Below are 26,640 nucleotides of genomic sequence, written 5' to 3' on the forward strand. Positions count from 1 at the left end.
AAATGACATCCATCGGCGATCGCGCACGCGACCTTGCCTCCCAGGCCTTCGGCTGGGACCGGCTGCGCAACGGGCAGGAGGACGCGATCGAGGCCCTGGCCGCCGGCCGCGACACGCTCTGCGTCATGCCCACGGCCTACGGCAAGTCGGGGATCTATCAGATCGCCGGGATGCTCGAACCGGGGCCGACGGTCGTCGTCTCTCCCCTCATCGCCCTCCAGTTCGATCAGATGGAGGGCCTGGAGAACGCGCCCGACGCCCCCGAGGCGGTCGCCGTGAACTCGGCGCAGAGCCGCTCGCGCAACGAGGACGCCTTCAGGACCCTGGCCGTCGGTGAGTCCGAGTTCGTCTTCCTCGCACCCGAGCAGCTGGGCAAGCCCGAGGTCGTCGACGAGCTCCGCGCCGTCGGCGTCTCGCTGTTCGTCGTCGACGAGGCCCACTGCGTGTCCGCGTGGGGCCACGACTTCCGCCCGGACTACCTGCGCCTCGGCGAGGTCATCGAGCAGCTCGGCCATCCGACGACTCTCGCGCTCACCGCGACCGGCGCCCCACCCGTGCGCGACGAGATCGTCGAGCGCCTGAGATTCCGCGACCCGCTCGTCCTCACCCGCGGCTTCGACCGACCAAACCTGCGGCTCGGCGTCACCCGGCACGAGTCCGAGGACGCCAAGCGTGCGGCCGTCATCGAGCAGGTGGGCGCTGAGACCGCGCCGGGTCTGGTGTACGTCGCGACCCGACGCGCGGCCGAGGAGTACGCGGCCGCCCTCGCCAAGCAGGGACTGCGGGCCGCCGCCTACCACGCGGGGCTGCCGGCCAAGGAGCGGACACGGGTGCACGAGGAGTTCCTCGACGACGGTCTCGACGTCGTCGCCGCGACCAGCGCATTCGGCATGGGCATCGACAAGCCCGATGTGCGCTTCGTCGTCCACGCCGCCGTCACCGAGTCACTCGACTCCTACTACCAGGAGATCGGGCGTGCGGGCCGCGACGGCGAGCCGGCGACGGTCCACCTGCACTACCGCCCCGAGGACCTGGGCCTGCGCCGGTTCTTCGTCGCCAGGCATCCCGATGCCGACCTCGTGCGCAGGATCGTCGACACCCTGCGGTCGGCGGACGGACCGGTGCGCAACGCCGACCTCGCCAGGACCCTCGAGGAGAGCCCGCGCAAGGTGAGCGGTCTCCTCGGGCTGCTCCACGACGCGGTCGTCGTCGACCGCAGCGGCTCGGGCAACACCCTCTCTCCGCGATTCGCCGGCTCCGGCGACGAGGCGGCGCTCCGGGCCAAGGAGCAGGCCGACCTGCGGGAGAGGATCGACGAATCGCGGATCGAGATGATGCGCGGCTATGCGGAGACGCGGGGCTGCCGCCGGCAGTACCTCCTCGGCTACTTCGGGGAACCGCTCGACGAGCCGTGCGGCAACTGCGACACCTGCGCGGCCGGACTGTCCGAGGCCACCGAGGCCATCGACGGCGATCCGTACCCGGTCCAGACCCGGGTGCGACATGCCGAGTGGGGTGAGGGGATCGTCATGAGCGCCGAGGACGACCGGATCACGGTGTTCTTCGACAGCGAGGGCTACAAGGTCCTCGCCCGCGAGCTCATCGCCGAGGAGCGGCTGCTCGAGACGATCTGAGTCGACACCGTGCCCGTTCCCCACCCGGGCATGCGCCGGCGGCGGGCTCGCCGGCCGGGCCCGGTCATCCGCCGGCTGCGTCGATGAGCGCTCCGATCCGCGCCCTCCACCGGGGCCGGAACGCGTACACGCAGACGAGCCGCAGCAGCGCCGCCCGGGTGTACGCATCGATGAGGGCGTCGGCGGCCCCGATCGCCGAGGCGGTCTCCGCGATCCCCCGGACCACGACCTCGGCGTGCTCGTCCGACCAGATCCCCTGGTGACGGCGCCACAGCGCGTGCGCGCGGAGGTTGCCCAGGTCGAGCTCCCGTTCGCCCGTGCAGGCGGTGTCGACGTCGAGGAGTCCCGGCCCCCGGACCGGGTCCCACAGAAGCTGCTTGTCGTGGAGGTCCCGATGGAGGGGTCCCCACACGCCCGCCGAGGCGGCCAGATCGACCGCGACCGCGTCGATCCCCCGGTCGAGAGCGGCGACCACCGGGGCGCCGAGGAGCGGACCGAGACAGCGGTCTGCCCTGACCCTCCACTCCCGCAGCACGCGGATCTCGTCGTCGGCGGTGTGGGTCGCGGAGTCGCCGGCGGATCGGCTCGTGGGACCGCTGGTGAATCCGGTCGCGGAGTCGCCGGCGGAGGCCGCGGCGGGCGAGCCGGCGCGAGCCCAGGCGTCGAGCACCTCGGCCCATGCGCGCTCCCACTGCCCCGCGCTCAGACGGGTGGGATCGTGGAGCTCGGTGCCGATGAGCCGGCTGAGCACGACCGTCGACTCGTCGACGGAGATCAGCTCGGGCATCCGGAATCCCGCCGCGAAGGGCTGCGCCCGGCGGATCCCGTCGACGATCCCGCGGGCCCTTCCGCGACGCACGCACTTGGCGTAGGTCCCGTCGGCGAGCCGGACGACGGCGCGGCGGCCCGGACGGTGGGAGACCACCCGCGGCGGGACCTGTCCCGGCGGGACCTGTCGCGCCGGAACCGGTCCCGACGGGACCACCGGCGGGACCTGTCGCGCCGGAGCCTCCCGGTGCGCGCCCGCACCGAGAACCGGCACGCCCTCACCGAGAACCCGGGCCAGTCCGGGCAGCTTCGGATCCTCTCCCGGCGGGAGCAGGGTGAGGCGGCCGTCCTCCTGGATGCCGGCCCTGATCCGCTCCCCGAGCGCGGCCTCGATCGCGACACGGCCCTCACCCGCGGGCCACGCACGGCGCACCGACCATGCGGCCCCGTCGACGTCGATCGTCTCCGGGACACCTGTCGTCATCGTCGCAGGGGTGTCGATCGTCGCAGGGGTGTCGATCGTCGCCGGGGTGTCGATCGTCATCGGCTCAGGGCCTCCTTCGCGAGGTCGACGATCGCCCTCGTCCGACTCCGCCAGTCGGGTGCGCACCGGCGGAAGGGCTCCATCGCGGCGACCACGAGGGCGCGTGCGCACCAGGCCTCGACGTCGACGGCGACTCCGCCCCGGCGGGCGCAGCCGTCGAGGAAGGCGCGTTCCATGGCGTCGTGGCCGCTGAGACGGCAGGCAGCCGCCCAGGTTCCGATGTCGATGCCGACAGGGCCGATGCCCACGCGATCGAGGTCGATGATCCGGAACTCATCACCGTCGACGAGCACCTGATCGGGGCTGAGGTCGCCGTGGATCGGGACCGGTTCCGCCTCGGCGGACTCAGCGCTCAGCCGGGTTGCCAGGGCGCCGACGATGGTCCGGATGTCGGCCCCGAGCTCGGGAGTCAGAGCGAGGAGACGGCTCCCCGCGGACCGCAGCTCCGTCTCCAGGTCGCGCCGCCGGGACTCCCTCCCGAGAGCCTGCGCCGGGGCCCGGGAGTGGAGGTGTGCGACGGCCTCGCCGACCGCGGCGGCGACCGCGGGATCGGGAGCGTCGGCGAGGTCGCCGCGACCCCACCACGGGGATCGCACGGAGGTGCCGTGACCGCCGATGGACTCGACCGGCAGCGTGGGCAGTCCCCACTCCCGCCACTGCCGGGACGCGGCGACAACATGGCTGCCGCCTCTGACGCTGATGCGCACCACCTCGGTGCCCGAGTGCAGGAGGAGCCGGCGCCCGGGGTTGTAGCGGAGCACCTCGGCGGACGTGGAGTATCCGGAACCGGCACGGACGATCGCCTTCCCGAGCTTCGGGTCGCCGGGGAGCTCGCCGCTGAGCAGCACCGCCGGGCCGTCGTGGCCGCCGCTCGTTGCGTGGACGGTGACCGGCGTGCCGCGGCGGTCGGCGCGGCGGCGGATGTTGGACAGTTTGGCCGGGTCGGTGACGATCGCGGCCCACCCCCAGTCGCCGGCGATGCCCTGGTCGCTCTCACGCCGCCATGCCAGCAGCGCTCCGTGGCCGGGCTTGACCCTGATCCGGTACGGCCTCACCGCGGTCCCGATCCACTCCGAGAGCCCCGCCGCGGTGGTGATCTCGTCGATGAACGGCAGCCCGGCGTATGCGGACACTCTGCGGCCGGCGTCCACGCTCATGCCGAACCTCGCACCGCATCGAGACCCGGGTCGCTCTCCTGCGCGCACAGCCACCGGGCGAACCGGGAGTCGGGATCGCCGGCCAGAACGTCCGGGGGCCCGTCTTCGACGATCGTCCCGTCCTCGAGCCACACGACCCGGTCGAGACCGCGGATCATCGACGCGTCGTGGGTGATGACGAGGCTCGTGCGTCCTTCCGTCAGGGACTGCACCGATTCGGTGACGAGCGCGCGGGTGCGCGGGTCGAGCCCGGAGGTCGCCTCGTCGAAGACGACGATGGGGGCGGCGCGGACCAGGGCCCGGGCGATCGCCAGCCGCTGCCGCTGACCGCCGGAGAGGGTGTCGCCGCGGTTGCCGAGCACCGTGTCATAGCCGTCGGGCAGACTGCGGATGAACTCATCGGCCTGCGCGGCACGAGCGGCGGCCTCCACCTCGGCGTCGGTGGCGTCGAGGCGACCGTAGCGGATGTTCTCCCGCACGGTCGCGGCGAACAGGACGGACTCCTGGAGGAGGACGGAGACGTTGGCGCGCAGCGACGAGCGGGTGACGTTCCGGGTGTCGTAGCCGTCGATGTAGATGGCTCCGGACTCGGGTTGGGACAACCGCAGCAGGTAGCTGACCAGCGTCGACTTCCCCGCTCCCGAGGCGCCGAGGAGGGCGGTCCGCTGTCCGGCGGGGATGAGGAGGCTGACGTCGTCGAACAGCCGCCGGCCGTGGCCGTCGCGCGAGGTGATGCGGTCGAAGACGATGTCGCCGCTGACCCGGCCCATGGTCGCGGCATCGGGGGCGTCGGCGATCTCGACCGGTTCGTCGAGGAGGTCGGCGATCCTCTCCCCCGAGGCGGCGGCGCGGGCGATGCGACCGGTGTACTTCGCCATGTCACGCAGGGGCTTCATCGCGATCTTCAGGTACATGAGGAACACGATGAGGTCTCCGGGGGTCATCCTCTGCTGCAGCACCTGGTAGCTGCCGAAGGCGAGCACGAGCGCCTGGGAGATGCCGACGAGGACGTCGGTGGAGCGTTCGAGTCCGGCGGCGAGCCGGCGAGCGCGCACACCGGCCTTGAGCGCGCGTTCGTTGCCGTCGGCGAAGTCGCGGGCCACCGTCTTCTCCAGCCCGTAGGCCTGGACGACCCGGATCGCGCCGAGCGCCTCCGCGGCGGAGCCGACGAGCTGTCCCTCGCCCTTGCGGGTCGAGCGCGAGGCGGTCGTGATCTTCGGCGTCGAGACCATCGAGAGCAGACCGTAGACCGCGGCCGTGACGAGCACGATCGCACTGAGGACGGGGTCGAGGACGACCATGACGACGAGGAGGACGGCGAGGGTGACGACATTGCCGACGAGCGGGAGCCCTGCGGTGACGGCGACCTCCTGGAGCCGCCCGATGTCGCCGACGAGCCGCTGGGAGGTGTCGCCGATCGAGGCCTTCGAGTGGTACCTCAGCGACAGCGACTGGACGTGTTCGAACACCCGCGAGCGCAGCTCGGTCGCGACCCGGGCGCCGACGAGGGCGAAGCAGATCGTCGAGGCGTAATTGGTCCCGGCGCGACCCGCGACGATGACCGCCAGGGCGATCGCCGCCGCGGCCAGGGTGAGCCCGACGTCGCCGCCGAGGCCGAACGACTCGCCGAGCTGCGCGCCCAGGGCCATGGACACCGCGTCGACGGCGACCTTGATCGGCCAGGGTTCGAGCACCCGGAAGGCGACATCGGCGAACAGGGCGAGGAGGCCTGCGCCGATAAGCAGGCGGTGGCGGCCGACATGGGGGCGGAGGATCCGCAGGGTGCGGCGCAGTGCGCTCGCCGAGATCGTGTCGCGGGACCGGCGGCTCATGCCGTCTCCATCGTCGCGACTCGGCCGACAGGTCCCGCGCCCGTGGCCGCGGGGCCGAAGGGGGCGAGGATGTCCTCGCACCTGCTCGTCCAGGAGTGCCGAGCCACCGCCTCGGCGCGAGCGGCGGCACCCATCCGGCGTCGCTTCGCGGGGTCGTCGACGAGGCGCTGGAGGGCATCGGCGAGCGCCCCGACGTCACCGGGTGGGACGAGGTCGGCGGCGCCGGTGCCCTCGAGCAGATCGGGGATCGCCCCGATCCGCGAGGCGACGATGGGCAGTCCGGCCGCCAGGTACTCGTAGACCTTGAGCGGGGAGAAGTAGTTCTCCCCGGCCGGGTAGGGGGCCACGGCGATGTCGAAGCGCCGCAGGTGCTCGGGCATCCGCTCCGGTGCCACGGCGCCGTGGAACGTCACCGCGTCGGCGAGGCCGAGGGCCGCGACCTGGGAGGCGAGAGCCTCGGACTGCGGGCCGTGGCCGCAGATGTCGAGGTGGAATCGGCCGCTGAGGAGGGCGCAGGCGGCGACGAGGTTCTCGGTCCCGTGCCACGGCTTGAGGGTGCCGACGAAGCCGATCCTCACGGGTGCGCGACCGCGCGCGGCGCCGGACGCCTGGGCCGTCGCCTCGGCGGGTGTGATCCTGTCGGTGTTGACGCCGTTGGGCACGACTCCGACGCCTGCGACGCCGGGGTGGTCGCGGCGCACCCAGTCGGCGACGGCGCCGCTCACGCAGTTGATCCGATCAGCGGCGGCGAAGCCGGCGGCGGTCGTCCGGCGGGCGTGCCCCACGTGGACGAGCCCGCGATGCTTCAGCTGCTCGTCGAGCAGCGGAGCGTTGACCTCGAGGACCAGCGGCACGCGGAGGTGCTCGGCGAGCGTCGCCCCGGCCGTCGAGAACAGGGAGTAGCGTTCATAGACGAGGTCGAACGGCCCCTGGTCGAGGGCCGCCTCGGCGAGCGACTCGGACAGTGCCAGGAGCTCGATCTCCCGCTGCCCCGCGTCGAGGCCCCTGAGCACCGGCAGGCAGGTGACATCGAGGTCGGCGAGATCGGCGGGGACGTGGGAGTCGCGGCGGGTGCAGAAGACGCTGACCTCGTGGCCGAGGCCGCGCATGGCGCGCACGATCTCCTGCACGTGGACGCTCGCGCCCTTGGTGCCGAACACGCCGATGCCCGGGTCGAGGAGCAGGTAGGCGATCCTCATCGTGCCGCCTCCCTCATCCGCGGTTCGGCCCCGGTGATGACACTCCCCGGGCAGGACTCGGCCGTCGCGACGACACTCCCGATGCCGGACTCGGCGCCGACACGTTCGGTGCCGATCTCGGTGCCCGGGTCAGCACGCCCGGAGCCGGACCGGACACGACGGATGCCGGAGTGGTCCCGACCGGTCTCGGAATCGCGGGCACTCCCGGTTCCGGTTCCCCGTTCGCGCAGCTCGCGCAGTGCCCGGGCCTGCCGCTTCGAGTCGAAGGCGAGCTCGATCCGGGTGCGGGCCAGGCGCGTCATCCGCTCCCACGTGCCCGGGCTCTCCTGCTCGCTGCGCACCGCCTCGGCGATGGTGCCGGCGATCGCCGCGGGGTCGTGCCCGTCGACGAGCCAGCCGGTGACGCCGTGCTCGATGACCTCGGGAACAGCGGTGACGTTCCCGGCGATGCAGGGGATGCCGCACGCCATCGCCTCGAGGAGCACCGTCGGCAGTCCGTCGGCGTTCCCATCGGATCCGACGACGAAGGGGGCGACGAGGAGGTCGTGGGAGTGGTACATGTCGCGGATCTCGGCCTGCGTCAGCGGTCCGTGCACGCTCACCTCGGCACCGAGATCGCACTCGACGATCGCGGCCTCGAGCTGAGGGCGCACGGGCCCGTCGCCGACGAGGTCGAGGTGGACGTCGACGCCGGCGTCCCGCAGTCGGGCGAGCGCCGTGATGAGGTGGACGAATCCCTTCTTCTCGACGAGGCGGCCGATCGCGAGCAGTTCGAGGCGCCCGGGCGTGCGCGGTCCCGGGTGCGGACGGTGGTCGAAGCGCTCGAGTTCGATCCCGTTGCGGACGAGGGAGATCTTCGCCGCCTCCGCCCGTCCCACCTGCGCGAGCAGATAGCTGCGGTTGAACTCGCTGATCGCGATCGTGTGGTGGGAGTCGGCGATCTTGGTGCGCAGGTCGGCGAGGTCGACGCTCTCGTGGAAGATGTCCTTCGCGTGCGTCGTGAAGGAGTACGGGATGCCGGTGAGCAGGGAGGCGGCCCGGGCGACGGTCGTCGCAACCGTGGCGAAATGGGCGTGGAGATGATCGACCCCGTGCTCGAGTGCGAGCCTGGCCACGCTCAGCGCCTGCACGGCGTCGTCGTGGTCGAGGTCGAGCAGCGCGGGAAGAGCCGCACCGAGGCGCCGATCGCGGTCCTCGTCCGCGGCGCCGAGGTGCTGACCTCCGCTCTCGTCGGTCGCTGACAGGGCTGCGGCGGCCGACCGGAACGACTCCCAGAATCCGCGGGAGCTCGACGGCCGCTCGACGTGGATGACGCGGGCGCGGACCCTCGCGAGTTCGGGATGGAAGCGGGCGTCGGTGCTCGGGCGCAGGGAGAAGATGACGAACTCCTCCCCCGCGGCTTCGCGGGCGAGGATCTCGGAGACGATGAAGGTCTCCGAGAAGCGCGGGTACATCTTGAGCACATAGGCGCTCAGTCCTCCCCCGCCCCTCCGCGGCAGCGGAAGGGTCGTCGGCGCAGGCCGAGCCATGGATCCGGCCGAGGCGGTCGTGGGTTCAGCCGGCACAGTGGGCCTCCTTCGCGGAAGCGTCGACAGGGGTGACAGTGGGCAGCGCTCCGACGAGGTGCGCCGCGAGCCGGGGCACGACGCTGAGCCCGGAGCGGTCGATGTGCTCGCGGCTCACCGAGCGTCCGACCTGGGAGGCGAACCACTCGCCGAGTCCGAGCGGGGTGAGCTCGCCCAGTGCCCTCGTCGACATCGCACCGGCGCGGGCCAGCGCCTCCGCCCGCCTCGGCTGCTCCGCGCGTCGTCCCACGCGCGGGACGACAAGAGCCGGCGTCGACGTCGCCATCACCTCGGCGAGGGTGTTGTACCCGGCCATGCAGACGACCGCGGAGGCACTCGCGATCAGCCCCGGCACGTCGTCGCTGTGGCGGATCACCTGCGTCCGCGGATGGGCGGCGTGGGCGAGGAGGTCGGCTTCGCCGCGATCCATCTGCGGCCCCGTGACGACGAGGTGCCTGTGGCCTGCCGGAGGCTCGGCGCGGATCGCGGTGCGCGCGAGCGCTCCCCCGTCCGATCCGCCGCCGAGGACGGTGAGGACGAACGGGCTCTGGTCGGCGGGCACGCGCAGGGGGTCGGGTCGTGAGAGCGAGAGGTAGCCCGTGGCGACCGCGATCCGGGCGAGTTCGGCGGGAACCTCCCCGGTCAGTCGGGCGTCGTAGACGCTCGAATCGCCGTAGAGCCAGACCTGGTCGAAGGAGTCGGCGACGGCGGCGGCTCCGCCGACGGCGTCCCACTCGGCGGTGAGCACGGCCGGGGTGTCGAGGACCTCACGCAGCCCCAGGACGGTCCGGCAGCCGTGGCGGCGGGCGGTGGCCAGCGCCGCGGTGAGTTCGCCGGCGACGCCGAAGGGGTGCCGGTCGACGATGAACAGGTCCGGCTGCGCGGTGGTGAGGATCGCGTCGATCGCGGCGGCCCGCAGCGATCTCAGCCCCGACATCGACTCCCCGAAGGACCGCGGTCGGTAGCCGTGGTCGGCAGGCGCCACGCCGGGGAGGACGACCCAGTCCCATCCGGGCGGCAGGGAGTATCTCGTCGCCTCGGGATTGCCGGCGATGAGCAGACCGCTGACCGTCTTGCCGGTCAGGCGCGGAAGGTCGCGGGCCAGGGAGAACGCCACGGCGCGGTTCCGTCGCACATGGCCCAGACCCACGGAGTCGTGGGAGAACAGGGCGATCCTCACGGTCCCCGATCCGAGACCCAGGGAGCCGTGCCCCGAGCCGGTGAAGCCCTCGTCCTCTGCAGTGCCGAAGTGTGCCATGGTCCCCAGCTTCGCGCTCCCGTCTAAGGCGGGGTTAAGACCCGGATGAGAGAACTCTCATCCGCGCCCGCCGCAGCACTCAGTCCACCCGGTACCCGAATCCGCGGACGGTGGTGACGAAGTCGCTGCCGAGCTTCTTCCGCAGGTACCCGATGTAGACGTCGACGACATTGGAGCCGGGGTCGAAGTCGTAGCCCCAGACATGGGAGAGCAGCTGTTCGCGGGAGAGCACCTGGCCGCGGTTCTGCAGCAGGATCTCGGCCAGGGACAGCTCCCGGGCGGACAGGTCGACGTCCCTCCCGGCGGCGGTCACCTGCCGGCGGAGCAGGTCGATGCGGACGTCGCCGCGGACGAGTTCGGTGGTGGGCGCCTCGGCGGGGGTGTCCCTGAGCCGCAGCTTGATCCGGGCGAGCAGCTCCCCGAACCGGAACGGCTTGACCATGTAGTCGGCCGCACCGCTCTCCAGTGCGTAGATCGTGTCGTCGGTGTTGTCACGCGCGGTGAGGACGAGCACGGGCAGCTCGGGCCGCTGCTCCCGCAGCTCGGAGAGCACGCTGAACCCGTCGATGAGCGGCAGGCCGATGTCGAGGACGACGAGGTCGAAGTCCCCGGACAGCGCCAGTTCGCGTCCGCTGAGCCCATCGGCGGCCACACTGGAGGTGAACCCCGCGGCCTTGAGTCCCTTGGCGATGAACGCGGAGATCCGGTCCTCGTCCTCGACGATGAGAATTCGCTTCACACTTCCCCTTTCGGCAGGATCATCCGGAACGTGGCCCCCACCTCGGTGTCGTCGAGGACCACGGTACCGCCGTGCGCCTCGGCGATGGCTCTGATGATGGACAGCCCCAGCCCGAAACCGTCGCCCTTGTCGGTGCCGCGGCGGAATCGCTCGAAGATGTCGGCGGCGATCTCCGGCGGCACTCCGCGCCCTTCGTCGCGCACCCACAGATGCACGCGGTCACCGATGCTGCGGGCCCCGAAGGCGATGGTCTCGCCCTCCTCGGTGTGGTCGACCGCGTTGGCCGCGAGCTGGAGCAGCGCCTGGGTCAGGCGCTGCCGGTCCGCGCGGAGCGCCGTCACCTCCACCTCGTCGAGCGCCCATTCGCGCTCGCCGAGGGCGCTGGCCTTAGCGAGCACGTCCTGGAGGAGGTGGGGGACGTCGACGGTCTCGGTCCGGACGAAGTCGGGACGGCGGGAGCGGGCCAGGACGAGCAGGTCGTCGACGAGACGCGACATCCGGTCGGTCTCGTCGAGCAGCAGCGACTGGGTCTCCTCGACGTCGGCGGGATCGTCGACGTCCATGATCTCGAGGTGACCGCGGAGGACGGTGAGTGGGGTGCGCAGCTCATGCCCGGCGTCGTCGAGGAAGGTGCGCTGGGCGACGAAGGCGGCCTCGAGGCGGTCGAGCATGTCGTTGAACGTCCGGCCGAGTTCGGCGATGTCGTCGTTGCCCTCGATGCTCAGCCGATTGCCGAGGTCACCGCCGGAGATCGACTGCGCGGTCCGGCGCAGTTCGGTGACCGGGGCCAGGAGGCGGCGGGCGAGGATCGAGGAGATCCCGGAGATGAGGATCGCCGCGGCCAGGGCGATGACGATGTAGATCTGCATGACCTGGGTGAGGTCGGCGCGGCTGGCGGAGACGTTGTGCATGACGACGAAGGAGGCCGGCTTGGTCCCGGAAGGGGAGGACTCCGTGCCGGGCGAGGGGGCCGGCGCGTCCGTGGGTGCCGGCTCGGCATCGGTCCGTGCGGCGCCCGCCGGCGGAGCCGTGGACTGCGTGCTCGCGTCGGTCGTCCCCGAACCGTCGGTCGTCCCCGCCCCGTCGGTCGTCCCCGCCCCGTCGGTCGCGACGGGGAGCACGTATCCCTCGTACTCGGCGTTCCCGATCGTCAGGGCCACGCGCCCGCCGTCGGCGGCCACCGCGGCGACTGCCCTCTCGAACTCCTTGGACTTCCCCAGGAGGGGTTCGGACTCGCCCTGGTAGAGGACGCGGCCGTCGGTGAGGAACGCGAAGAACGCCTCGTCGGCATTGGGCTGGTTCTGCTCGAGGAACTGGCTGAGCAGATGGTCGACCGAGGTGAAGGCCCTCCCGGTCTCCGGATCGACGCCGGTCTGGGCGAACGACCGCATCTCGGCGATCTCCTGGGACATCGTCGCGGTGTTGCGGGTGCGGACGTTGTTCGACTCGACGGTGTAGAGGACGAAGCCGACGATCGTCAGGGTGAGGACGGAGAGGATCGCGACGGCGATCGTGAGTCGATTCTGAACGGTCAGCCTGATGCGCCGTTCAGCCGTCATCATCGTCCTCGACCTCGTCGGCCTCGGCATCGTCGTCGCCGGAGTCCGCACCCTCGCCGACGTCGTCATCGTCATCGTCGTCGTCAGAGAGCTCCTGCGGCGGATTGGGCGCCGGTTCGTAGGAGCGCTCGATCCGCTTCGGCGGTTCGTCCGCGGCGTCCGACCCCGGGGAATCCGCGCCGGCCGAGGATCCGCCATCGCTGCCGGCGTCGGCGTTCGAGGAGGCGCCCGCCTCGGCGCTCTCATCACCGGGACTCGCCCCGGGCGACCCCGAGGTGTCCGCTGGCTGTGGGGTGACCTCGACAGGGGTGAGGTCCGGCGGTTCGGACTGGGCGGTGCTGCGGACGATGACGAAGGTGACGGAGGCGAGCACGACGACGAGGCCGGCCACGACCCAGCCCACCATCCGCGTCAGTCCCCCCACTCCCATCACACTGCCCAACTGCGACGGCTTTGTCGAGCGGTGGCGGATGAGAGTCTTCTTAGGACCGCGTGACCCCGGCTCAGTTCAGGCGCCGAGGCGCGTGCGGTCGGGCGCCGAGGCGCGTGCGATCGGGCGCCGAGGCTCAGGCGCCGAAGGAGAGGAAGGTCGCGCGCATCCGCGTCGCCGAGGCCCTCACCCCGGTGAAGAGCTCGAAGGCGTCGACGGCCTGATTCACGGCCATCCCCGAGCCGTCGAGAGTCCGGCATCCCTTCGCCCTCGCCTCCTTGAGCAGCTGCGTCTCGAGGGGGAAGTAGACGACATCGGCGACCCACTTGTCCGCCTCGAGCAGGTCCGTGTCGAACGGGGTGCCGGGAAAGGCGGCCATGCCGACCGGCGTCGCGTTGACGATCCCGTCCGCCGAGACGATCGCGGGCCCGAGGACGTCCGTCGAGATCGCGCGGACCCCGCTGCCGATGTCGGCGGCGAGCGCTTCGGCGCGCTCGGCGCTCGTGTCGGCGATGACGAGCTCACCGACCCCGAGGCTGCTCAGGGCGAAGGCGACCGCCCGGCCCGCTCCCCCGGCCCCGATCTGCACGACCCGCTCCGTCCGGGCGTTCTCGAGCCCTTCGGCGAACCCGCGGGCGAAGCCCGTGACGTCCGTGTTGTGGCCGGTCGTCGTCCCGTCCTCGGCGATGACGACCGTGTTGACCGAGCCGATGGTCGCCGCGCCCGGATCCACCTCGTCGAGGAGCTCGAGGACCTGCTGCTTGAAGGGGTGGGTGATGTTGAGGCCGTCGAACCCCGTCAGGCGGGCCGCGGTGAGCAGCTCGGCCAGGCTCGCCTCCCGGCGCCTGGGCGCGGTGACGTCGAGAGTCCGGTAGAGCGTCCTGATCCCGTGGACGTCTCCTTCCGTCTCGTGCATCCGCGGGGTGCGGGACGCGGCGATCCCCTCCCCGATCAGTCCCAGCAGCACTGTCCTGTCCATGGTCGTCACTTCCTCGTCGTCGCGGGTTCGTCGGTGTCGGGGTCTCCCGTCGCTGCCGTCCGGTCCGCGATCAGTCGGATCGCGTGCGCGTACCCGCACGAGCCGGCTCCGGCGATGACGGCGTCGGCGACGAGTGAGATGTACGAGTGGTGGCGGAACGGCTCGCGCGCGTGCGGGTTGCTCAGGTGCACCTCGACGACGGGGTGGGGATAGGACTTGAGCGCGTCGTGGAGGGCCACCGAGGTGTGGGTGTAGGCGGCCGCATTCACTACGGCTCCGACCGTCGTGTCCCGGGCGGCGTGGACGGCGTCGATGAGCTCGCCCTCGTGGTTCGACTGCAGGCAGCGGACCCCGAGGCCCGCCTCGGCCGCGGTGGCGGCGCAGAGTGCCTCGATGTCGGCCAGGGTCTCCGCACCGTAGACCTCCGGCTCGCGGATGCCGAGGAGGTTGAGATTGGGTCCGTTGAGGACGAGGATCGTCGCCATCGTCACCTCGGCAGTCGGGCCGCGACCCGCGCGGCGGTCTCGGTCAGTCGGGGGACGAGCTCGATGAGGTCGTCGAGGGAGCGGCGGAAGACCGGGGCGGCGAGCGCGAGGGCCGCGAGCAGGCGACCGTCGAGATCGAGCACGGGCACGGCCAGGGCGTTCATTCCGATGTCGTTCTCCTCGGACTGCGCGGCGAATCCGTGGTCACGGATCTCGGCGATCCTCGTCCGCAGCCGCGCGGGATCCGTGATCGAGTTCGGGGTCCTCGGCACGAGGTCGAGTTCGTCGACGACCCGGTCGTGGTCGGGATCGAAGGCGAGGAGCACCTGCCCCAGCGCCGAGGTGTGCAGGGGTGCGTGGTCGCCGGGATCCGTGGTCGTCCGGTACTGGGGGCCGTCGACGGTGAGCACGGTCAGTGAGGCGTTGCCCTGGCGCACCGACAGGAGGCTCGACTCACCGGTCTCCCGGGTCAGCGCCTTGAGGAGGTCCTTCGTCGCTCCGTCGAATCCGCGCCGGTGCGCGACCTTCTGGCTGAGGCGGAAGACCTCGAGGCCGAGGGTGTAGAGCCGGCTCGTCGGGTCGTACTCGGCGTAGCCGGACTCGACCAGTCCGCCGAGGAGTCGGTAGGCGGTGCTGAAGGGGTGGCCGGTGGCCTCGGCGGCGGCGGCGGCACTGATCCCCTCCGGATGCTCTCCGAGGAGTTCGAGCATCGCGAACGCCTTCGTCACCGTGTTCGATCCCTTCGGCGGCATCGCCACCTCCTCTCCTCTGCTCTGATGTGTCCTCATGGACGGTTCCGGTGCACTGCGGATGTCCTGCGCATCGACCGGCCGTTGACAGACTATGTCATCTGCCTCACACTGTAAACCACAATGTAACAGTAATTGCCAACATATGGCAACCGATGATTCGAGGAACCATGAGTCAAGCGATCAACGATGCTCGCCCCGCCAAGACGCCGCTGCGGGCGGCGCTCTCGAGCTGGACGGGCTCGGCGCTCGAGTACTACGACTTCGCGGTCTACGGGACCGCGGCGGCCCTCGTGCTCAACGTCCTCTTCTTCCCGGAGACCACGGCACCGGGCGTCGCGATCCTCCTGGCGATGGGCACCGTGGGCGTCGCCTACGTCGTCCGCCCGCTCGGCGCGCTCATCATGGGTCCGCTCGGCGACCGCTTCGGACGCAAGTTCGTCCTCATGCTCACCCTGTTCATGATGGGCGTCTCGACCTTCGTCGTCGGCTGCCTGCCGACCTACGACCAGATCGGCATCGGGGCCCCGCTGCTGCTCGTGGTCTGCCGCGTCATCCAGGGCCTGTCGGCCTCCGGTGAGCAGGCGAGCGCGATCAGCGTCTCCCTCGAGCACGCCGCCGAGCGGAAGCGCGCCTGGACGACGAGCTGGACACTGCACGGCACCCAGTTCGGCACCCTGCTCGCCACCGCCGTCTTCATCCCGTTCACCGTATTCCTCCCCGAGGACCAGCTCTTCAGCTGGGGCTGGCGGGTTCCGTTCTGGCTCTCGGCCGTCGTCGTCCTCGTCGCATGGCTGATCCGCCGTGGCCTCGACGAGCCTCCGGTGTTCAAGGAGGCCCGCGCCGAGGAGCCGCCGCTGATGTCCGTGTTCCGTCGGCACAAGGCCGCGGTCCTGAGGGTTGCGGCATGCGCGATGATCAACACCGTGAACATGGTCTTCACGGTCTGGTCCCTGTCGTTCGGCACGTCGATCGTCGGCCTCGAGCGTTCGACCATGCTCCTGGTCTCGGTGATCGCGAACGCCGTCGCCCTGCTCGCCATTCCGGCGGCCGCCCTGCTGGCCGACCGCATCGGGCGGAAGCCGGTCTTCATCACCGGAGCGCTGCTGGCCGGAGTCATGATGTTCCCGTACCTCGGCGCGGTCTCGAGCGGGAACTGGACGCTCATCTTCATCTGCGGCGCGGTCATGTCGGGCGGCTTCTACTCGATGGCGAACGCGATCTGGCCCTCGTTCTACGCCGAGATGTTCCCCACGACGGTCCGGGTCACCGGCCTGGCCCTGGGCACTCAGATCGGCTTCGCCGTCTCCGGCGGAGTCGCCCCGGCCCTTGCCTCGGCCGTCGCCGGCAGGTCCGGTGAGAACTGGGTCTCCGTCGCCGCATTCACCGCCGGGGTCTGCGTCTTCGTGGCGCTGGCCGCGCTCACGGCGAAGGAGACGAAGGCGCTGGACCTCGACGAGATCGACCGGCTCCACGCCGACCGCCGAGGCTGAGGCGACCAACCGGGTCCGGGCCCAGATCGGGCCTGGCACCCGCCACCCGACACGAAGGAGAGATGATGCGGACCGCGATCGCCACTGTGTGCCTGTCGGGCACGTTGGAGGAGAAGCTCAGGGCCGCCTCGGCGGCGGGCTTCGACGGAGTCGAGATCTTCGAACAGGACCTCGTCGTCTCGCCCCGGACGCCCGAGGAGGTCGCTTCCCTGGCGGGCGATCTGGGGCTGAGCCTCGACCTCTACCAGCCCTTCCGCGATCTCGAGGGCGTCGACGAGGAGACCTTCGCACGGAATCTCCGCCGCGCGGAGGCGAAGTTCGCGCTCATGCGCCGCCTCGGGATGACGACCATGCTGCTGTGCTCCAACGTGGGGACGGCGACCATCGATGACGATGACCTGGTCGTCGAGCAGCTGCGCCGCCTCGGCGATGTCGCGGACCGTCACGGCGTCGACATCGCCTACGAGGCCCTGGCCTGGGGGCGCTTCGTCTCCGAGTACGACCATGCCTGGGACCTCGTCCGCGCCGCCGACCACCCACGCATCGGCACGTGCCTCGACAGCTTCCACATCCTCTCCCGGAACACGGACCTCGGGCGGATCGCGGAGATCCCGGGCGAGAAGATCTTCTTCCTCCAGCTCGCCGATGCGCCGGCACTGACGATGGACGTGCTCAGCTGGTCGCGCCACCATCGGGTCTTCCCCGGCGAGGGGTCGTGGGATCTCAGCGACTTCCTCGCCCGGGTCGCGACCGCCGGATACTCGGGGCCGGTCTCGCTCGAGGTGTTCAACGACTCCTTCCGCCAGGCCGACACCTACCGCACCGCCGTCGACGGCCTCCGGTCACTGAGGTGGCTCGAGGCGAGCGTCGCCGGGAACGCCGCCCCGGCAGCCGGGAACGGCGCCTCATGCGGCGGGGTTGCCCTCGACCTCCGGCCCCTGCCCGAGGTCGCCGAGCCGCGCGATGTCAGCTTCGTCGAGCTGAGCACCGAGGATCTCGGGACCCTCACCCGCCAGCTCCACCAACTGGGCTTCGACTTCACCGGATTCCACCGGAGCAAACCGCACGTGCAGCTGTGGATGCGCGGAGACGCGCGCATCGTCATCAGCGAGATCGACACGACGACCGACGGCATCGACCGTCCGGCCTCCGAGCGATCACCGGGCACCTACCTGCGCGGGATCGGCTTCGACGTCGATGACGCCGAGGCGGCGATGGACCGGGCCTCCCTCCTCCACGCGATCGAGGTGCCCCGCGAGCAGTCCCACGACGAGGAGGTGCTGCGCGGGGTCTTCGCCCCCGACGGCTCCGAGGTGTTCTTCCATCAGGCGGAGAAGGGAGCAGCGGCGCCGGCGTGGATCGGGGAGTTCGGTGCCGACACCTCCCGGCACGCGTCGCGCATCGACCACGTCAACCTCGCCCAGCCGGCGAGCCACTACGACGAGTCGGTCCTCTTCTACACCTCGCTGCTCGATCTGCACGCCCAGCCCTCGCAGGACGTGCCCAGCCCCTCCGGGCTGGTGAGATCCCAGGTGATGTCCTCGTCCGACAGGTCGATCAGGATGCCGCTCAACGTCGCCCCGGTCCACTCGGAGCTCGTCGGCGACAAGGCGCGCACGCAGACCTCGGCCGACCCCTACCCCGAGCACGTCGCGATCACGTGCGAGGACATCTTCGCCGCCGCGGCCACCGCTCGCGCCCGCGGCCTCGACTTCCTGCCGGTGCCGCAGAACTACTACGAGGATCTGGCCAGCCGCTTCGACCTCGACTCGGACTTCCTGGCCCGGCTCCAGGAGCACCACGTCCTCTACGACGCGGACGCCTCCGGCGAGTTCCTCCACTTCTACACGTCGACGATCGGCTCCGTGTTCTTCGAGATGGTCGAACGCCGAGGCGACTACCAGGGCTTCGGTGCTCCCGACGCCCCCGTGCGGCTGGCCGCCCAGTACCGCCGCAACCGCGGGATGTGACGGCCGCTCAGCTCGCGAGCGACTCCGGGCGCAGGTCGAGGCGGCGCAGCATCTGCGCGTTGATCGCGACGACGACGGTCGAGGCCGACATGAGGATCGCTCCGACGCTCATCGGCAGGATGAAGCCGACCGGGGCGAGGATCCCCGCTGCCAGCGGCACCGAGATGAGGTTGTAGCCGGCGGCCCACCACAGGTTCTGCTTCATCTTCCGATAGGTCGCGCGGGAGAGCTCGCCCACGGACAGCACGGCCCGCGGATCGTCCGACGCGAGGATCACCCCGGCCGAGCCGATCGCGACATCCGTGCCCGCGCCGATCGCGATTCCGACATCCGCCTGCGCCAGGGCGGGAGCGTCGTTGACTCCGTCGCCGACCATCGCGACCCTCCGCCCCTCGTCCTGCAGCTGACGGACCTTCGCTGCCTTGGCCTCCGGCCGGACTCCCGCGAACACCCGGTCGATGCCGAGTTCGTCCGCCACGGACTGCGCCACCGCCTCGGCGTCTCCCGTGATCATCACGACCTGGGATCCTGCGGCATGAAGGGCGTCGACGGCCTCCCGGGACTCCGGGCGGATCTCGTCGGCCAGGCGCAGGGCGCCGATGACGGTCGAGTCCCGGAGCACGTGGAGGATGATCGCGCCCTCCTCCCGCCAGTCCTCGGCGATCGACAGCTCCGAGACTCCACGGGAGGAGAGCAGATGAGGCCCGCCGACCTCCACCTCGGCGCCGTCGACCCTCGCCCTGACTCCGACGGCCGGTGAGGACGAGAAGTCGGCGGCGCGCGGGATCTCGAGTTCGCGGTCGGCAGCGGCACGGACGATGGCCTTCGCCAGCGGGTGCTCGCTGTCGGACTCGGCGGCCGCGGCCAGGGCGAGGACCGCCTCGGCGCGGGCCTCGGCGTCGTCTGCGGCCTCGACGGCGGTCACGGTCGGCTCACCCTTCGTCAAGGTGCCGGTCTTGTCGAAGAGGACGGTGTCGACAGTGCGCATCGTCTCGAGCGCGAGGCGGTCCTTGATGAGGATTCCGGCGCGGGCCGCGCGCTCGGTGGCGATGGACACGACGAGCGGGATCGCCAGGCCCAGCGCATGGGGGCAGGCGATGACGAGCACGGTGATGGTGCGGACGACCGCGTCGTCGGGCAGCCCGAGCACGCTCCAAACGAGTGCGGTGACGACGGCGACGCCGAGGGCGAACCAGAAGAGCCAGGCCGCTGCGGTGTCGGCGATGCGCTGCGCGCGGGAGGTCGACGACTGCGCGTCGGAGACGAGCTTCCGGATGCCGGCCAGAGCCGTGTCGTCGCCGGTCGCGGTGACCTCGATCCGGACCCCGGAATCGGTGGCCACGGTGCCGGCGACCACCCCGTCGCCGTGGCCGCGGCGCACCGTCCGCGATTCGCCGGTGATCATCGACTCGTCCATGCTCGCCGACCCGTCGATGATCCGACCGTCGGCGGGCACCGCGGAGCCCGGGCGGACGATGACGATGTCGCCGACCCGCAGGTCCGCCGGGGAGACGGTGACGACCTCATCGCCGACCACTGTCTCCGCCTCATCGGGCAGGAGCGCGGCCAGGGAGTCGAGCGCCGAGGTGGTCTGCGCGAGCGACCGCATCTCGATCCAGTGCCCTGCGAGCATGATGACGATGAGCAGGGCGAGCTCCCACCAGAACTCGAGCTCCGGGTGGAGCAGACCGAGCGAGGCTCCCCAGGAGGAGAGCAAGGCGACAGTGATCGCCAGCGAGATGAGGAGCATCATCCCCGGCTTGCGGGACCTGGTCTCGCTCCACCCGCCGGTGAGGAACGGTCTGCCGCCCCACACGTACATGACGGTGCCGAGCAGCGGCGAGATCCAGGCGAGCCAGCCGAGCGGGGTGTCACCGCCATGCTCCGCTCCGGTTGCGGGAGCGCCGGCTGCCCCGGCGGCACCCGGGATCTCGTAGCCGACGAGGTGCGCGAACATCGGGCTGAATCCGATGACGGGGATCGCGAAGACGAGCATGATCCAGAACAGCCGGCGGAACTGCCCGACGTGGTCGCCGTGGCCGGAGTGACCTGCGTGGCCGGAATGGCCCGAATGGCCGGCGCTGTGGCCGGGGTGTCCTTCGTGATCGCCATGACCGGGGTGGTGCGAGTGGCCGGCGTGGTCGGTGTGGCCCGCGGGGCCGGCGTTGCTGCTGTCCTCGGAGTGATGCTCATGCGCATCGCGCTCGACCTGGTCGGCCATCGACGGATGGCCCCTGTGCTGTTCGTGACTGCGGCTCATGCCGTCACCGTATACCCCTTAGGGGTATATTTCAAGGGGTCTCCGGCAATGGAGTCCCCCGCGTACAGCACAGCCGACCGGCTGTGAGTGCACAGTGCGTGTGTTCTCAGCCGATCGGCCTGTGGTCCGCCGGTGCCTCCGATCGCCACTGGCGGCAGCCTCGCGCAGTGGTCACCGGCAGGTGGCGTCCCGTGCGGCGGCTGCGGCCGTGGACCGCGGCCGAGGTTCGCTGTCAGCCCTGCGCAATGAGCTCCAGGTTGTCGACGACGCGGTTGGAGAAGCCCCATTCGTTGTCGTACCAGGCGACGACCTTGACCCGGCGCCCTTCGACCCGGGTCAGCGCCGCGTCGAAGATCGACGAGGCGGGTTCGCCGACGATGTCGCTGGAGACGACGGGCTCGGTCTCGTAGACGAGGATCCCCTTGAGCGACCCCTCGGCGGCATCACGGTAGGCGGCGAGCACCTCGTCGCGGGTGACGTCGCGGGAGACGGTCGTGTTGATCTCGACGATCGAGCCCACGGGCACGGGCACGCGGATCGCATCGCCGCTGAGCTTCCCGTCGAGCTGCGGGAGGACGAGGCCGATCGCCTTGGCCGCCCCGGTCGAGGTGGGGATGATGTTGGCGGCGGCCGCCCTGGCGCGACGCGGATCGCGGTGCGGTCCGTCCTGGATGTTCTGGTCGCCGGTATAGGCGTGGACCGTCGTCATGAATCCCTGCTCGATCCCGGCGAGATCGTCGAGTACCTTGGCCAGCGGGGCGAGGGCGTTCGTCGTGCACGAGGCATTGGAGATGATCGTGTGCTCAGGCTTGTAGGCGTCGGTGTTCACGCCGTAGGCCAAGGTGACGTCCGCTCCCTTGGACGGTGCGCTGACGAGCACCTTCTTCGCGCCGGCAGCGATGTGGGCCCGGGCCTTGTCGGCCTTCGTGAAGCGGCCCGTGGCCTCGAGGACGATGTCGACGCCGAGCTCGGCCCACGGGAGGTCGGCAGGATCCTTCTCGGCAAGGACTTTGATCGTCCGTCCGTCGACGACGAGACTGTCGCCGTCGACCTCGACCGGTCGGCCGAATCGACCCAGAGTGGTGTCGAATCTGAGGAGGCGCGCCAGTTCATCGGCGGCGCCGAGGTCGTTGACGGCGACGACGTCGAGTGAGCTGTCGCGTTCGACGAGGGCGCGCAGGGTGCTGCGGCCGATCCGGCCGAATCCGTTGATGGCGATGCGAGTCAATGCCACTCCTTGAGTTGGGGACCATGTGCGGGCACATCTCCATTGTCGGCTCCGATGATGCGGCACAACAGTGGCCATCACGACAGTGATCGAAAGGTTCTCGCCAGTACTATTGCCAGATGTCGAAAGATTCCGGCCACAGGCGGGCGGCCCGCGAAGCCGGCATGCGGGTCACTCGCGGTCGGAGAAGTTGTGCCGGTACTCGTTGGGGGTCGTCGAGAGGATCCGCTGGAAGTGCATGCGCAGGTTCGCCCCGGTCCCCAGCCCCACCTCATCGGCGATCTGCTCGATGCCGAGGTCCGTGTTCTCGAGCAGCTCCCGGGCCAGATCGACGCGGGCACGGAGCACCCACTGCATCGGCGTGTAGCCGGTGTCCTCGACGAACCGCCGGGAGAAGGTCCGCACGGAGACCCCGGCGTTGGCCGCGAGATCCCCCAGGGTCAGCGGCTCACCGATGTGCTCGAGCGCCCACTGCCTGGTGTCGGCGAACACCTCGCCCAGGGGTTCGGGGACGCTGCGCGGCACGTACTGCGCCTGACCGGCGCTGCGGTAGGCGGCGGCGACCAGCCGTCTGGCCACCTGGTTCGACAGTCCGACCCCGTGGTCATGACGGATGAGATGAAGGCAGAGGTCGATCGCCGAGGCGGCCCCCGCCGAGGTCAGCAGCCGCTCCCCCGAGACGAAGAGGACGTTCTCATCGACGGCGATCGAGGGGTATCGCTTCGCCAGCTCCTTCGCGTGCGCCCAGTGAGTCGTCGCTCGACGGCCGTCGAGCAGCCCCGTGCGGGCGAGGACGAAGGTTCCGGTGGAGATCGCGACGAGCCGTGAACCGGCCTCGAATGCGGAGAGCAGAGCTCCGATGACCGCTCCGGAGGGCTCGCCTGCCACCGCCGAGGCGGAACCGGGGATGACGATCGTGCCCGCGCCCTCGAGCGCGTCGAGTCCGCGGTCGATCGAGTAGTCGAGGCCCTCGGCGCCGGCGAGCACCCCCGGGACCGGGGTGCAGACCTCGACGGCGTAGGGCCAGCTGCCCGGAACCGCGGCTCGTCCTCCAGTGCCCGCACCGGCAACGACCGGGGCCGGGCTCGAGCCCTCGCCGAAGATCTGCGCCGGGACGCCGAGATCCATGGCGGAGACACCGGCGAGGGCGAGGACGACGATGCGGTGGGGCTTCGCGCGCGACTTCTCGCGCGCACTCGCCCGAGGGTCGAGGCTCATAGTGCCTCAAGTCTAGGCAACGGTGAGCCGGGTCGGGCTCAGGCGACGACGCTCTCGACGCGTCCGGACGATCGGGCGGGCGCCGCCTCGGCGATGGCCTCGAACATCGCCAGGGTGGCGTGCTGGCCGGCCAGCCGCACCGGTTCCGGATCGCTTGAGAACTTCACGCCCACGGTCTGTGTGGCGCGGTCGATGTAGAGCATCTGGCCATGGATGCCGATGCCGACGACGACGTCGCGGCCGGCGGACGGCACCCAGAACTGACTGCGGTACATGCCGCCCGGATAGGACGGGCCCGAGGCGGAGGCGGCGAACGCCTCGGCGGAGTCGGGACCGCCGGCGAAGATGTCGTCGATCCAGGACTGACTGATGACCCTGCGGCCCTCGGCAGTCACCCCGCCGCGCGCGATGAGCTCGCCGAAGCGCGCGAGATCGCGCAGGGTGGTGCTGATGGCGCCGTCGACGATCGATCCGCCCCAGTGGTCCTGGCACACCTGTGCGGAGTGGGCGGCGCCGATCTTCGACCAGACGTACTCGCTCGCGACGACGGCGAAGGGCCGGCCGGTCACGGCTTCGCAGATCCAGCCCAGCACGTCGGTCTCGCAGCTGCGATAGAGGAAGGGTCCGCCGTGCTCACGTTCGCGGGTGAGCCCGGTCAGGTACTCCTTGATCCCGTTCGCCGAGGCGGCGGTGCGCGGCGCCATGTCGACGGCCTCGAACAGCGCACGGATCTCGGAGTCCTCGACGAGGTACTCCTCGGAGAACCTCACTCCCGAGCGCATGTCGAGGACGTCGCGGACGGTAGCGCCGGCATAGCCGCTGTCGGCGAGCATCGGCAGGTAGGTGGTGACGAGCTCGTCGGGGCAGATGAGGCCCGCATCAGTGAGGCTTCCGACGACGGTCGAGACGACGGACTTGCTCACCGAGAACAGCATATGGCGCCGCGCCGGCTTCATCGGCCACGCGTACTCCTCGGCCAGGGCGACCCCATCGCGGGTGACGATCCAGGCATCGGTGAAGGTGTTGGCCAGTGCGTCGCCGACGCTCGTCCAGCTCTCGTCGATCGCCGGCCACTTCGCGCGGTCGAGTCGCAGCGAGCGGTAGTCGTTCTCCTCGGTGACGAACTTCCGGACCGGCCCGACTCCCCTCGGGATGCCGGCAGTGGGAAAGAGCTCCTCGATCCGGGTCAGCGAGAAGGCGAAGTACTCCGGCCATTTCCAGGAGTCGAGGTCGATGCGTTCGAGCACTCTCTCCGACGGGTCGACGATGGCATCCTCGCTCGCCGAGGAGAGCCTGCCGATCGCCGGCAGCGGCTGCGCGGGCGCGGCGTCGGCCGCAACGGCCTCGGTCGCTTCGACGAGGTCGGCCGGTCGCGGCCGTGCGGGTTTCGCGATTGTCGATTCCATGGAGTCGAAGGTGCCTCTGATGCCTTTCGTATTGCCCGACAGGGCCCCGAGCCGACGCATCGGAGGGTTCTTGGCCAGGTCACGCAGGAATTTCCTCACGTCAGCCATGCTCCACCTCCACAGGACTCGATCGGCATGGACGAGCCTACCCTGTGGACGCACCCTCGGATACTCGGAAGCCGTCGGCGCCGGCCGCCGCGAGCAAGGAGTGCTGCCGTGGATTCGGCATCGCCCGCGCGAGCGGTCAGAACAGTTACCAAACGGTTGATCAGTCTACACCAGCGGGCTCGGCAAGGGCGAGCCAAGCGGTCCGGCCGGCTCGTGGATTCCATCACCTGTCGACGCCGGCGACTGTGACGCGATCCTGCGACTCTCCGGTGCGCCGGGGAAACCGGCGGATAGACTCACGCTCATGACGAATTCGACACCCAGGCTGACCGGCGCACACCTCGTCGGCTCCGTCAGCCAGGACACCGCTGCTGACACCTTCACCATCGTCTCCGAGCACCTCGGCGATGCGGTGGCACGCATTCCCGACGGCGAGGTCGGCGAGCGCTTCCACTGGATGCTGTTCCAGGGTTCCGCCTTCGAGGCGACCGCGGGACTCAGCCGACTGCCCATCGACCCGATCCTCGTCGCCGGATTCGACGTCCGCCCCTTCGCCATCGACGCCGACACCGAGTCCCTCGAGTTCGGCCCCCTCGGCTATGCCGCCGCGGCCGCCGACTCCTACGCGGACTTCTCCCGCCTCCGGGACGCCGGCACGATCCCGGAGGGAATCCGGTTCCAGGTCAGCCTGCCCTCTCCGCTGGCCCCCGTGACGACGTTCGTCGCGCCGGCGGATCGGAAACGGGTCTACCCGGCGTACCGCGATGCCCTCGCCCGCGAGATCCGCGCCATCACCGAGGCTGTCCCCCACGAGGACCTGGCGATCCAGTTCGACCTCGCCACGGAGTTCGCCTACATCGAGAAGGTGAACCTCGGCGGCGGGGTGCCGCAGCTGTGGACCGACGGGGACCTCGTCGCGGACCTCGTCTCCCTCGTCGCCGAGGCGGCCGCCCACGTCCCGGACGACGTCGAGCTCGGCTTCCACCTCTGCTACGGAGACGTCGGCGAGAAGCACTTCACCGAACCGCCGACGACCGAGAACCTCGTCAGGGTCGCCAACGAGCTGACCCGGCAGGTCGCCCACCCGATCGCATGGATTCACCTGCCGGTGCCGATCGAGCGCTGCGACGACGACTACTTCGCACCGCTGGCCGGGCTGAAGACGGACCGGGCACGGATCGTCCTCGGACTCGTCCACCACGAGGACGGCATCGAGGGCGCACAGCGACGGATCGCCGCAGCGGGCCGCTGGATCCCGGAGTTCGGCATCGCGACGGAATGCGGATTCGGACGCGGACCCAAGGAGCGCACTCCCGGTCTGCTCCAGCTGCACGCCGACATCCTCGACCGCTTCGCCTGAAGGACGCCGGCGCTCACCGCCTGAGACGATCAGCGCCGCCGGCGGCCGGCCTCGTCACGGTTCCACAGCTGATGGGTGAGGCCGTCGGTGCTGATCGTCTCGATCGTGAAGCGGTCCTCGATGCCCGCGAGCCCGTCGAGGAGCCGGACTCCGGTGCCGAGCACGACGGGCACGATCGTCAGGTGGAGGAAGTCGATGAGGTCCGCCTCGAGGAACTGCCGGACTGTCGACGGACCCCCGCCGATCCTCACGTCCAGTCCCCCGGCCGCTTCCTGTGCTCGGCGCAGCGCGTCCTCCGGAGAGGCGTCGATGAAGTGGAAGCTCGTCCCGTTCCCGAACTCGATCGGCTCGCGCGGGTGATGGGTGAGGACGAAGACCGGGGTGCGGAACGGCGGGGCATCTCCCCACCAGCCCTGCCATCCGTCGTCGGACCAGCCCCCGGTCTGCGGACCGAACTTCCGCCGCCCCATGATCTCGGCTCCGATCCCCTGCCCCCACAGGCTGATCAGCGCCCGGTCAACCGTGATCGGGGCATCGGCCCCGTCCACACCGTCGATGACCCGACCGTCGAAGCGGCTGAAGAGGAGCTCGGCTCCCCCGATGGGCTGGTCGACGGTCACGGTGTCGCCGGCGGCGAAGCCGTCGAGTGAGACGAGCATGTTGTGCACCCGCGTGCGCGGCGCCCTCTGGGTCGGCGTC

Annotated in this window: 21 protein-coding genes; 4 read left to right on the forward strand and 17 right to left on the reverse strand. The window is 70.7% G+C overall.

The window, feature by feature from the left end; all coding sequences use genetic code 11:
- Window positions 1-2 precede the first annotated feature (2 nt).
- The gene (locus DFO65_RS07745) at window positions 3-1,634 is read left to right on the forward strand and encodes a RecQ family ATP-dependent DNA helicase (RefSeq protein WP_113903836.1); all 1,632 of its coding nucleotides are present in this window, start codon (window positions 3-5) and stop codon (window positions 1,632-1,634) included.
- Between the two features lie 64 nt (window positions 1,635-1,698).
- On the opposite strand, the gene DFO65_RS07750 is transcribed toward DFO65_RS07745, so the two are convergent.
- From DFO65_RS07750 to DFO65_RS07805, 12 genes are all read right to left on the reverse strand, one after another.
- Window positions 1,699-2,946: a phosphotransferase gene (locus tag DFO65_RS07750; RefSeq protein ID WP_113903837.1), complete on the reverse strand. Its 1,248-nt coding sequence runs from the start codon at window positions 2,944-2,946 to the stop codon at window positions 1,699-1,701.
- Window positions 2,943-4,103: a phosphotransferase gene (locus DFO65_RS07755; protein ID WP_113903838.1), complete on the reverse strand. Its 1,161-nt coding sequence runs from the start codon at window positions 4,101-4,103 to the stop codon at window positions 2,943-2,945. The genes DFO65_RS07750 and DFO65_RS07755 overlap by 4 nt, the downstream gene beginning before the upstream one ends.
- On the reverse strand, window positions 4,100-5,935 hold the full coding sequence (locus tag DFO65_RS07760) for an ABC transporter ATP-binding protein (protein ID WP_113903839.1): 1,836 nt from the start codon (window positions 5,933-5,935) through the stop codon (window positions 4,100-4,102). Before DFO65_RS07760 ends, DFO65_RS07755 begins: the two co-directional genes overlap by 4 nt.
- Window positions 5,932-7,134, reverse strand: coding sequence for a glycosyltransferase family 4 protein (locus tag DFO65_RS07765; protein WP_113903840.1), 1,203 nt, complete (start codon window positions 7,132-7,134; stop codon window positions 5,932-5,934). Before DFO65_RS07765 ends, DFO65_RS07760 begins: the two co-directional genes overlap by 4 nt.
- Window positions 7,131-8,699 carry a glycosyltransferase family 4 protein gene (locus DFO65_RS07770; protein WP_245940536.1) on the reverse strand — a complete coding sequence of 523 codons (1,569 nt, stop codon included), beginning with the start codon at window positions 8,697-8,699 and terminating at the stop codon, window positions 7,131-7,133. The genes DFO65_RS07765 and DFO65_RS07770 overlap by 4 nt, the downstream gene beginning before the upstream one ends.
- Window positions 8,689-9,957 carry a glycosyltransferase family protein gene (locus tag DFO65_RS07775; protein WP_113903841.1) on the reverse strand — a complete coding sequence of 423 codons (1,269 nt, stop codon included), beginning with the start codon at window positions 9,955-9,957 and terminating at the stop codon, window positions 8,689-8,691. The genes DFO65_RS07770 and DFO65_RS07775 overlap by 11 nt, the downstream gene beginning before the upstream one ends.
- Window positions 9,958-10,036: 79 nt before the next feature.
- Window positions 10,037-10,696, reverse strand: coding sequence for a response regulator transcription factor (locus DFO65_RS07780; RefSeq protein WP_113903842.1), 660 nt, complete (start codon window positions 10,694-10,696; stop codon window positions 10,037-10,039).
- On the reverse strand, window positions 10,693-12,255 hold the full coding sequence (locus DFO65_RS07785) for a sensor histidine kinase (protein WP_245940537.1): 1,563 nt from the start codon (window positions 12,253-12,255) through the stop codon (window positions 10,693-10,695). Before DFO65_RS07785 ends, DFO65_RS07780 begins: the two co-directional genes overlap by 4 nt.
- Window positions 12,245-12,679, reverse strand: a complete 435-nt coding sequence (locus DFO65_RS07790) for a hypothetical protein (protein WP_147233310.1) — start codon at window positions 12,677-12,679, stop codon at window positions 12,245-12,247. The genes DFO65_RS07785 and DFO65_RS07790 overlap by 11 nt, the downstream gene beginning before the upstream one ends.
- A gap of 142 nt (window positions 12,680-12,821) precedes the next feature.
- Entirely contained in the window at window positions 12,822-13,664 is an 843-nt protein-coding gene (locus DFO65_RS07795) for a shikimate dehydrogenase (RefSeq protein ID WP_113903845.1), read from the reverse strand.
- Between the two features lie 5 nt (window positions 13,665-13,669).
- The gene (gene aroQ, locus DFO65_RS07800) at window positions 13,670-14,149 is read right to left on the reverse strand and encodes a type II 3-dehydroquinate dehydratase (protein ID WP_113903846.1); all 480 of its coding nucleotides are present in this window, start codon (window positions 14,147-14,149) and stop codon (window positions 13,670-13,672) included.
- Window positions 14,150-14,151: 2 nt separating this feature from the next.
- Complete coding sequence (locus DFO65_RS07805; protein WP_113903847.1) at window positions 14,152-14,901, reverse strand: IclR family transcriptional regulator; 750 nt, start codon at window positions 14,899-14,901, stop codon at window positions 14,152-14,154.
- A gap of 167 nt (window positions 14,902-15,068) precedes the next feature.
- On the opposite strand from DFO65_RS07805, the gene DFO65_RS07810 reads away from it, so the two are divergent.
- Window positions 15,069-16,391: an MFS transporter gene (locus DFO65_RS07810; protein WP_113903848.1), complete on the forward strand. Its 1,323-nt coding sequence runs from the start codon at window positions 15,069-15,071 to the stop codon at window positions 16,389-16,391.
- A 65-nt stretch (window positions 16,392-16,456) separates the two neighbouring features.
- Window positions 16,457-18,361 carry a bifunctional sugar phosphate isomerase/epimerase/4-hydroxyphenylpyruvate dioxygenase family protein gene (locus DFO65_RS07815; RefSeq protein ID WP_113903927.1) on the forward strand — a complete coding sequence of 635 codons (1,905 nt, stop codon included), beginning with the start codon at window positions 16,457-16,459 and terminating at the stop codon, window positions 18,359-18,361.
- Between the two features lie 7 nt (window positions 18,362-18,368).
- Here DFO65_RS07815 and DFO65_RS07820 read toward each other — a convergent pair whose 3' ends face one another.
- From DFO65_RS07820 to DFO65_RS07835, 4 genes are all read right to left on the reverse strand, one after another.
- Window positions 18,369-20,621: a heavy metal translocating P-type ATPase gene (locus DFO65_RS07820; RefSeq protein ID WP_245940538.1), complete on the reverse strand. Its 2,253-nt coding sequence runs from the start codon at window positions 20,619-20,621 to the stop codon at window positions 18,369-18,371.
- A 232-nt stretch (window positions 20,622-20,853) separates the two neighbouring features.
- Window positions 20,854-21,849, reverse strand: a complete 996-nt coding sequence (gene gap, locus DFO65_RS07825; protein WP_113903850.1) for a type I glyceraldehyde-3-phosphate dehydrogenase — start codon at window positions 21,847-21,849, stop codon at window positions 20,854-20,856.
- Between the two features lie 171 nt (window positions 21,850-22,020).
- The gene (locus DFO65_RS07830) at window positions 22,021-23,067 is read right to left on the reverse strand and encodes a GlxA family transcriptional regulator (protein WP_113903851.1); all 1,047 of its coding nucleotides are present in this window, start codon (window positions 23,065-23,067) and stop codon (window positions 22,021-22,023) included.
- A 38-nt stretch (window positions 23,068-23,105) separates the two neighbouring features.
- Window positions 23,106-24,473, reverse strand: coding sequence for a serine hydrolase domain-containing protein (locus DFO65_RS07835; protein ID WP_245940539.1), 1,368 nt, complete (start codon window positions 24,471-24,473; stop codon window positions 23,106-23,108).
- Window positions 24,474-24,885: 412 nt separating this feature from the next.
- Here DFO65_RS07835 and DFO65_RS07840 point away from each other — a divergent pair, with 412 nt between their 5' ends.
- On the forward strand, window positions 24,886-25,941 hold the full coding sequence (locus DFO65_RS07840) for a uroporphyrinogen decarboxylase/cobalamine-independent methonine synthase family protein (protein ID WP_113903853.1): 1,056 nt from the start codon (window positions 24,886-24,888) through the stop codon (window positions 25,939-25,941).
- Window positions 25,942-25,970: 29 nt separating this feature from the next.
- On the opposite strand, the gene DFO65_RS07845 is transcribed toward DFO65_RS07840, so the two are convergent.
- Window positions 25,971-26,600: a dihydrofolate reductase family protein gene (locus DFO65_RS07845; protein ID WP_245940540.1), complete on the reverse strand. Its 630-nt coding sequence runs from the start codon at window positions 26,598-26,600 to the stop codon at window positions 25,971-25,973.
- Window positions 26,601-26,640 lie beyond the last annotated feature (40 nt).

It is taken from the genome of Brevibacterium sanguinis (genome assembly GCF_003315415.1).
GTDB classification, from domain to species: Bacteria; Actinomycetota; Actinomycetes; order Actinomycetales; family Brevibacteriaceae; genus Brevibacterium; species Brevibacterium celere_A.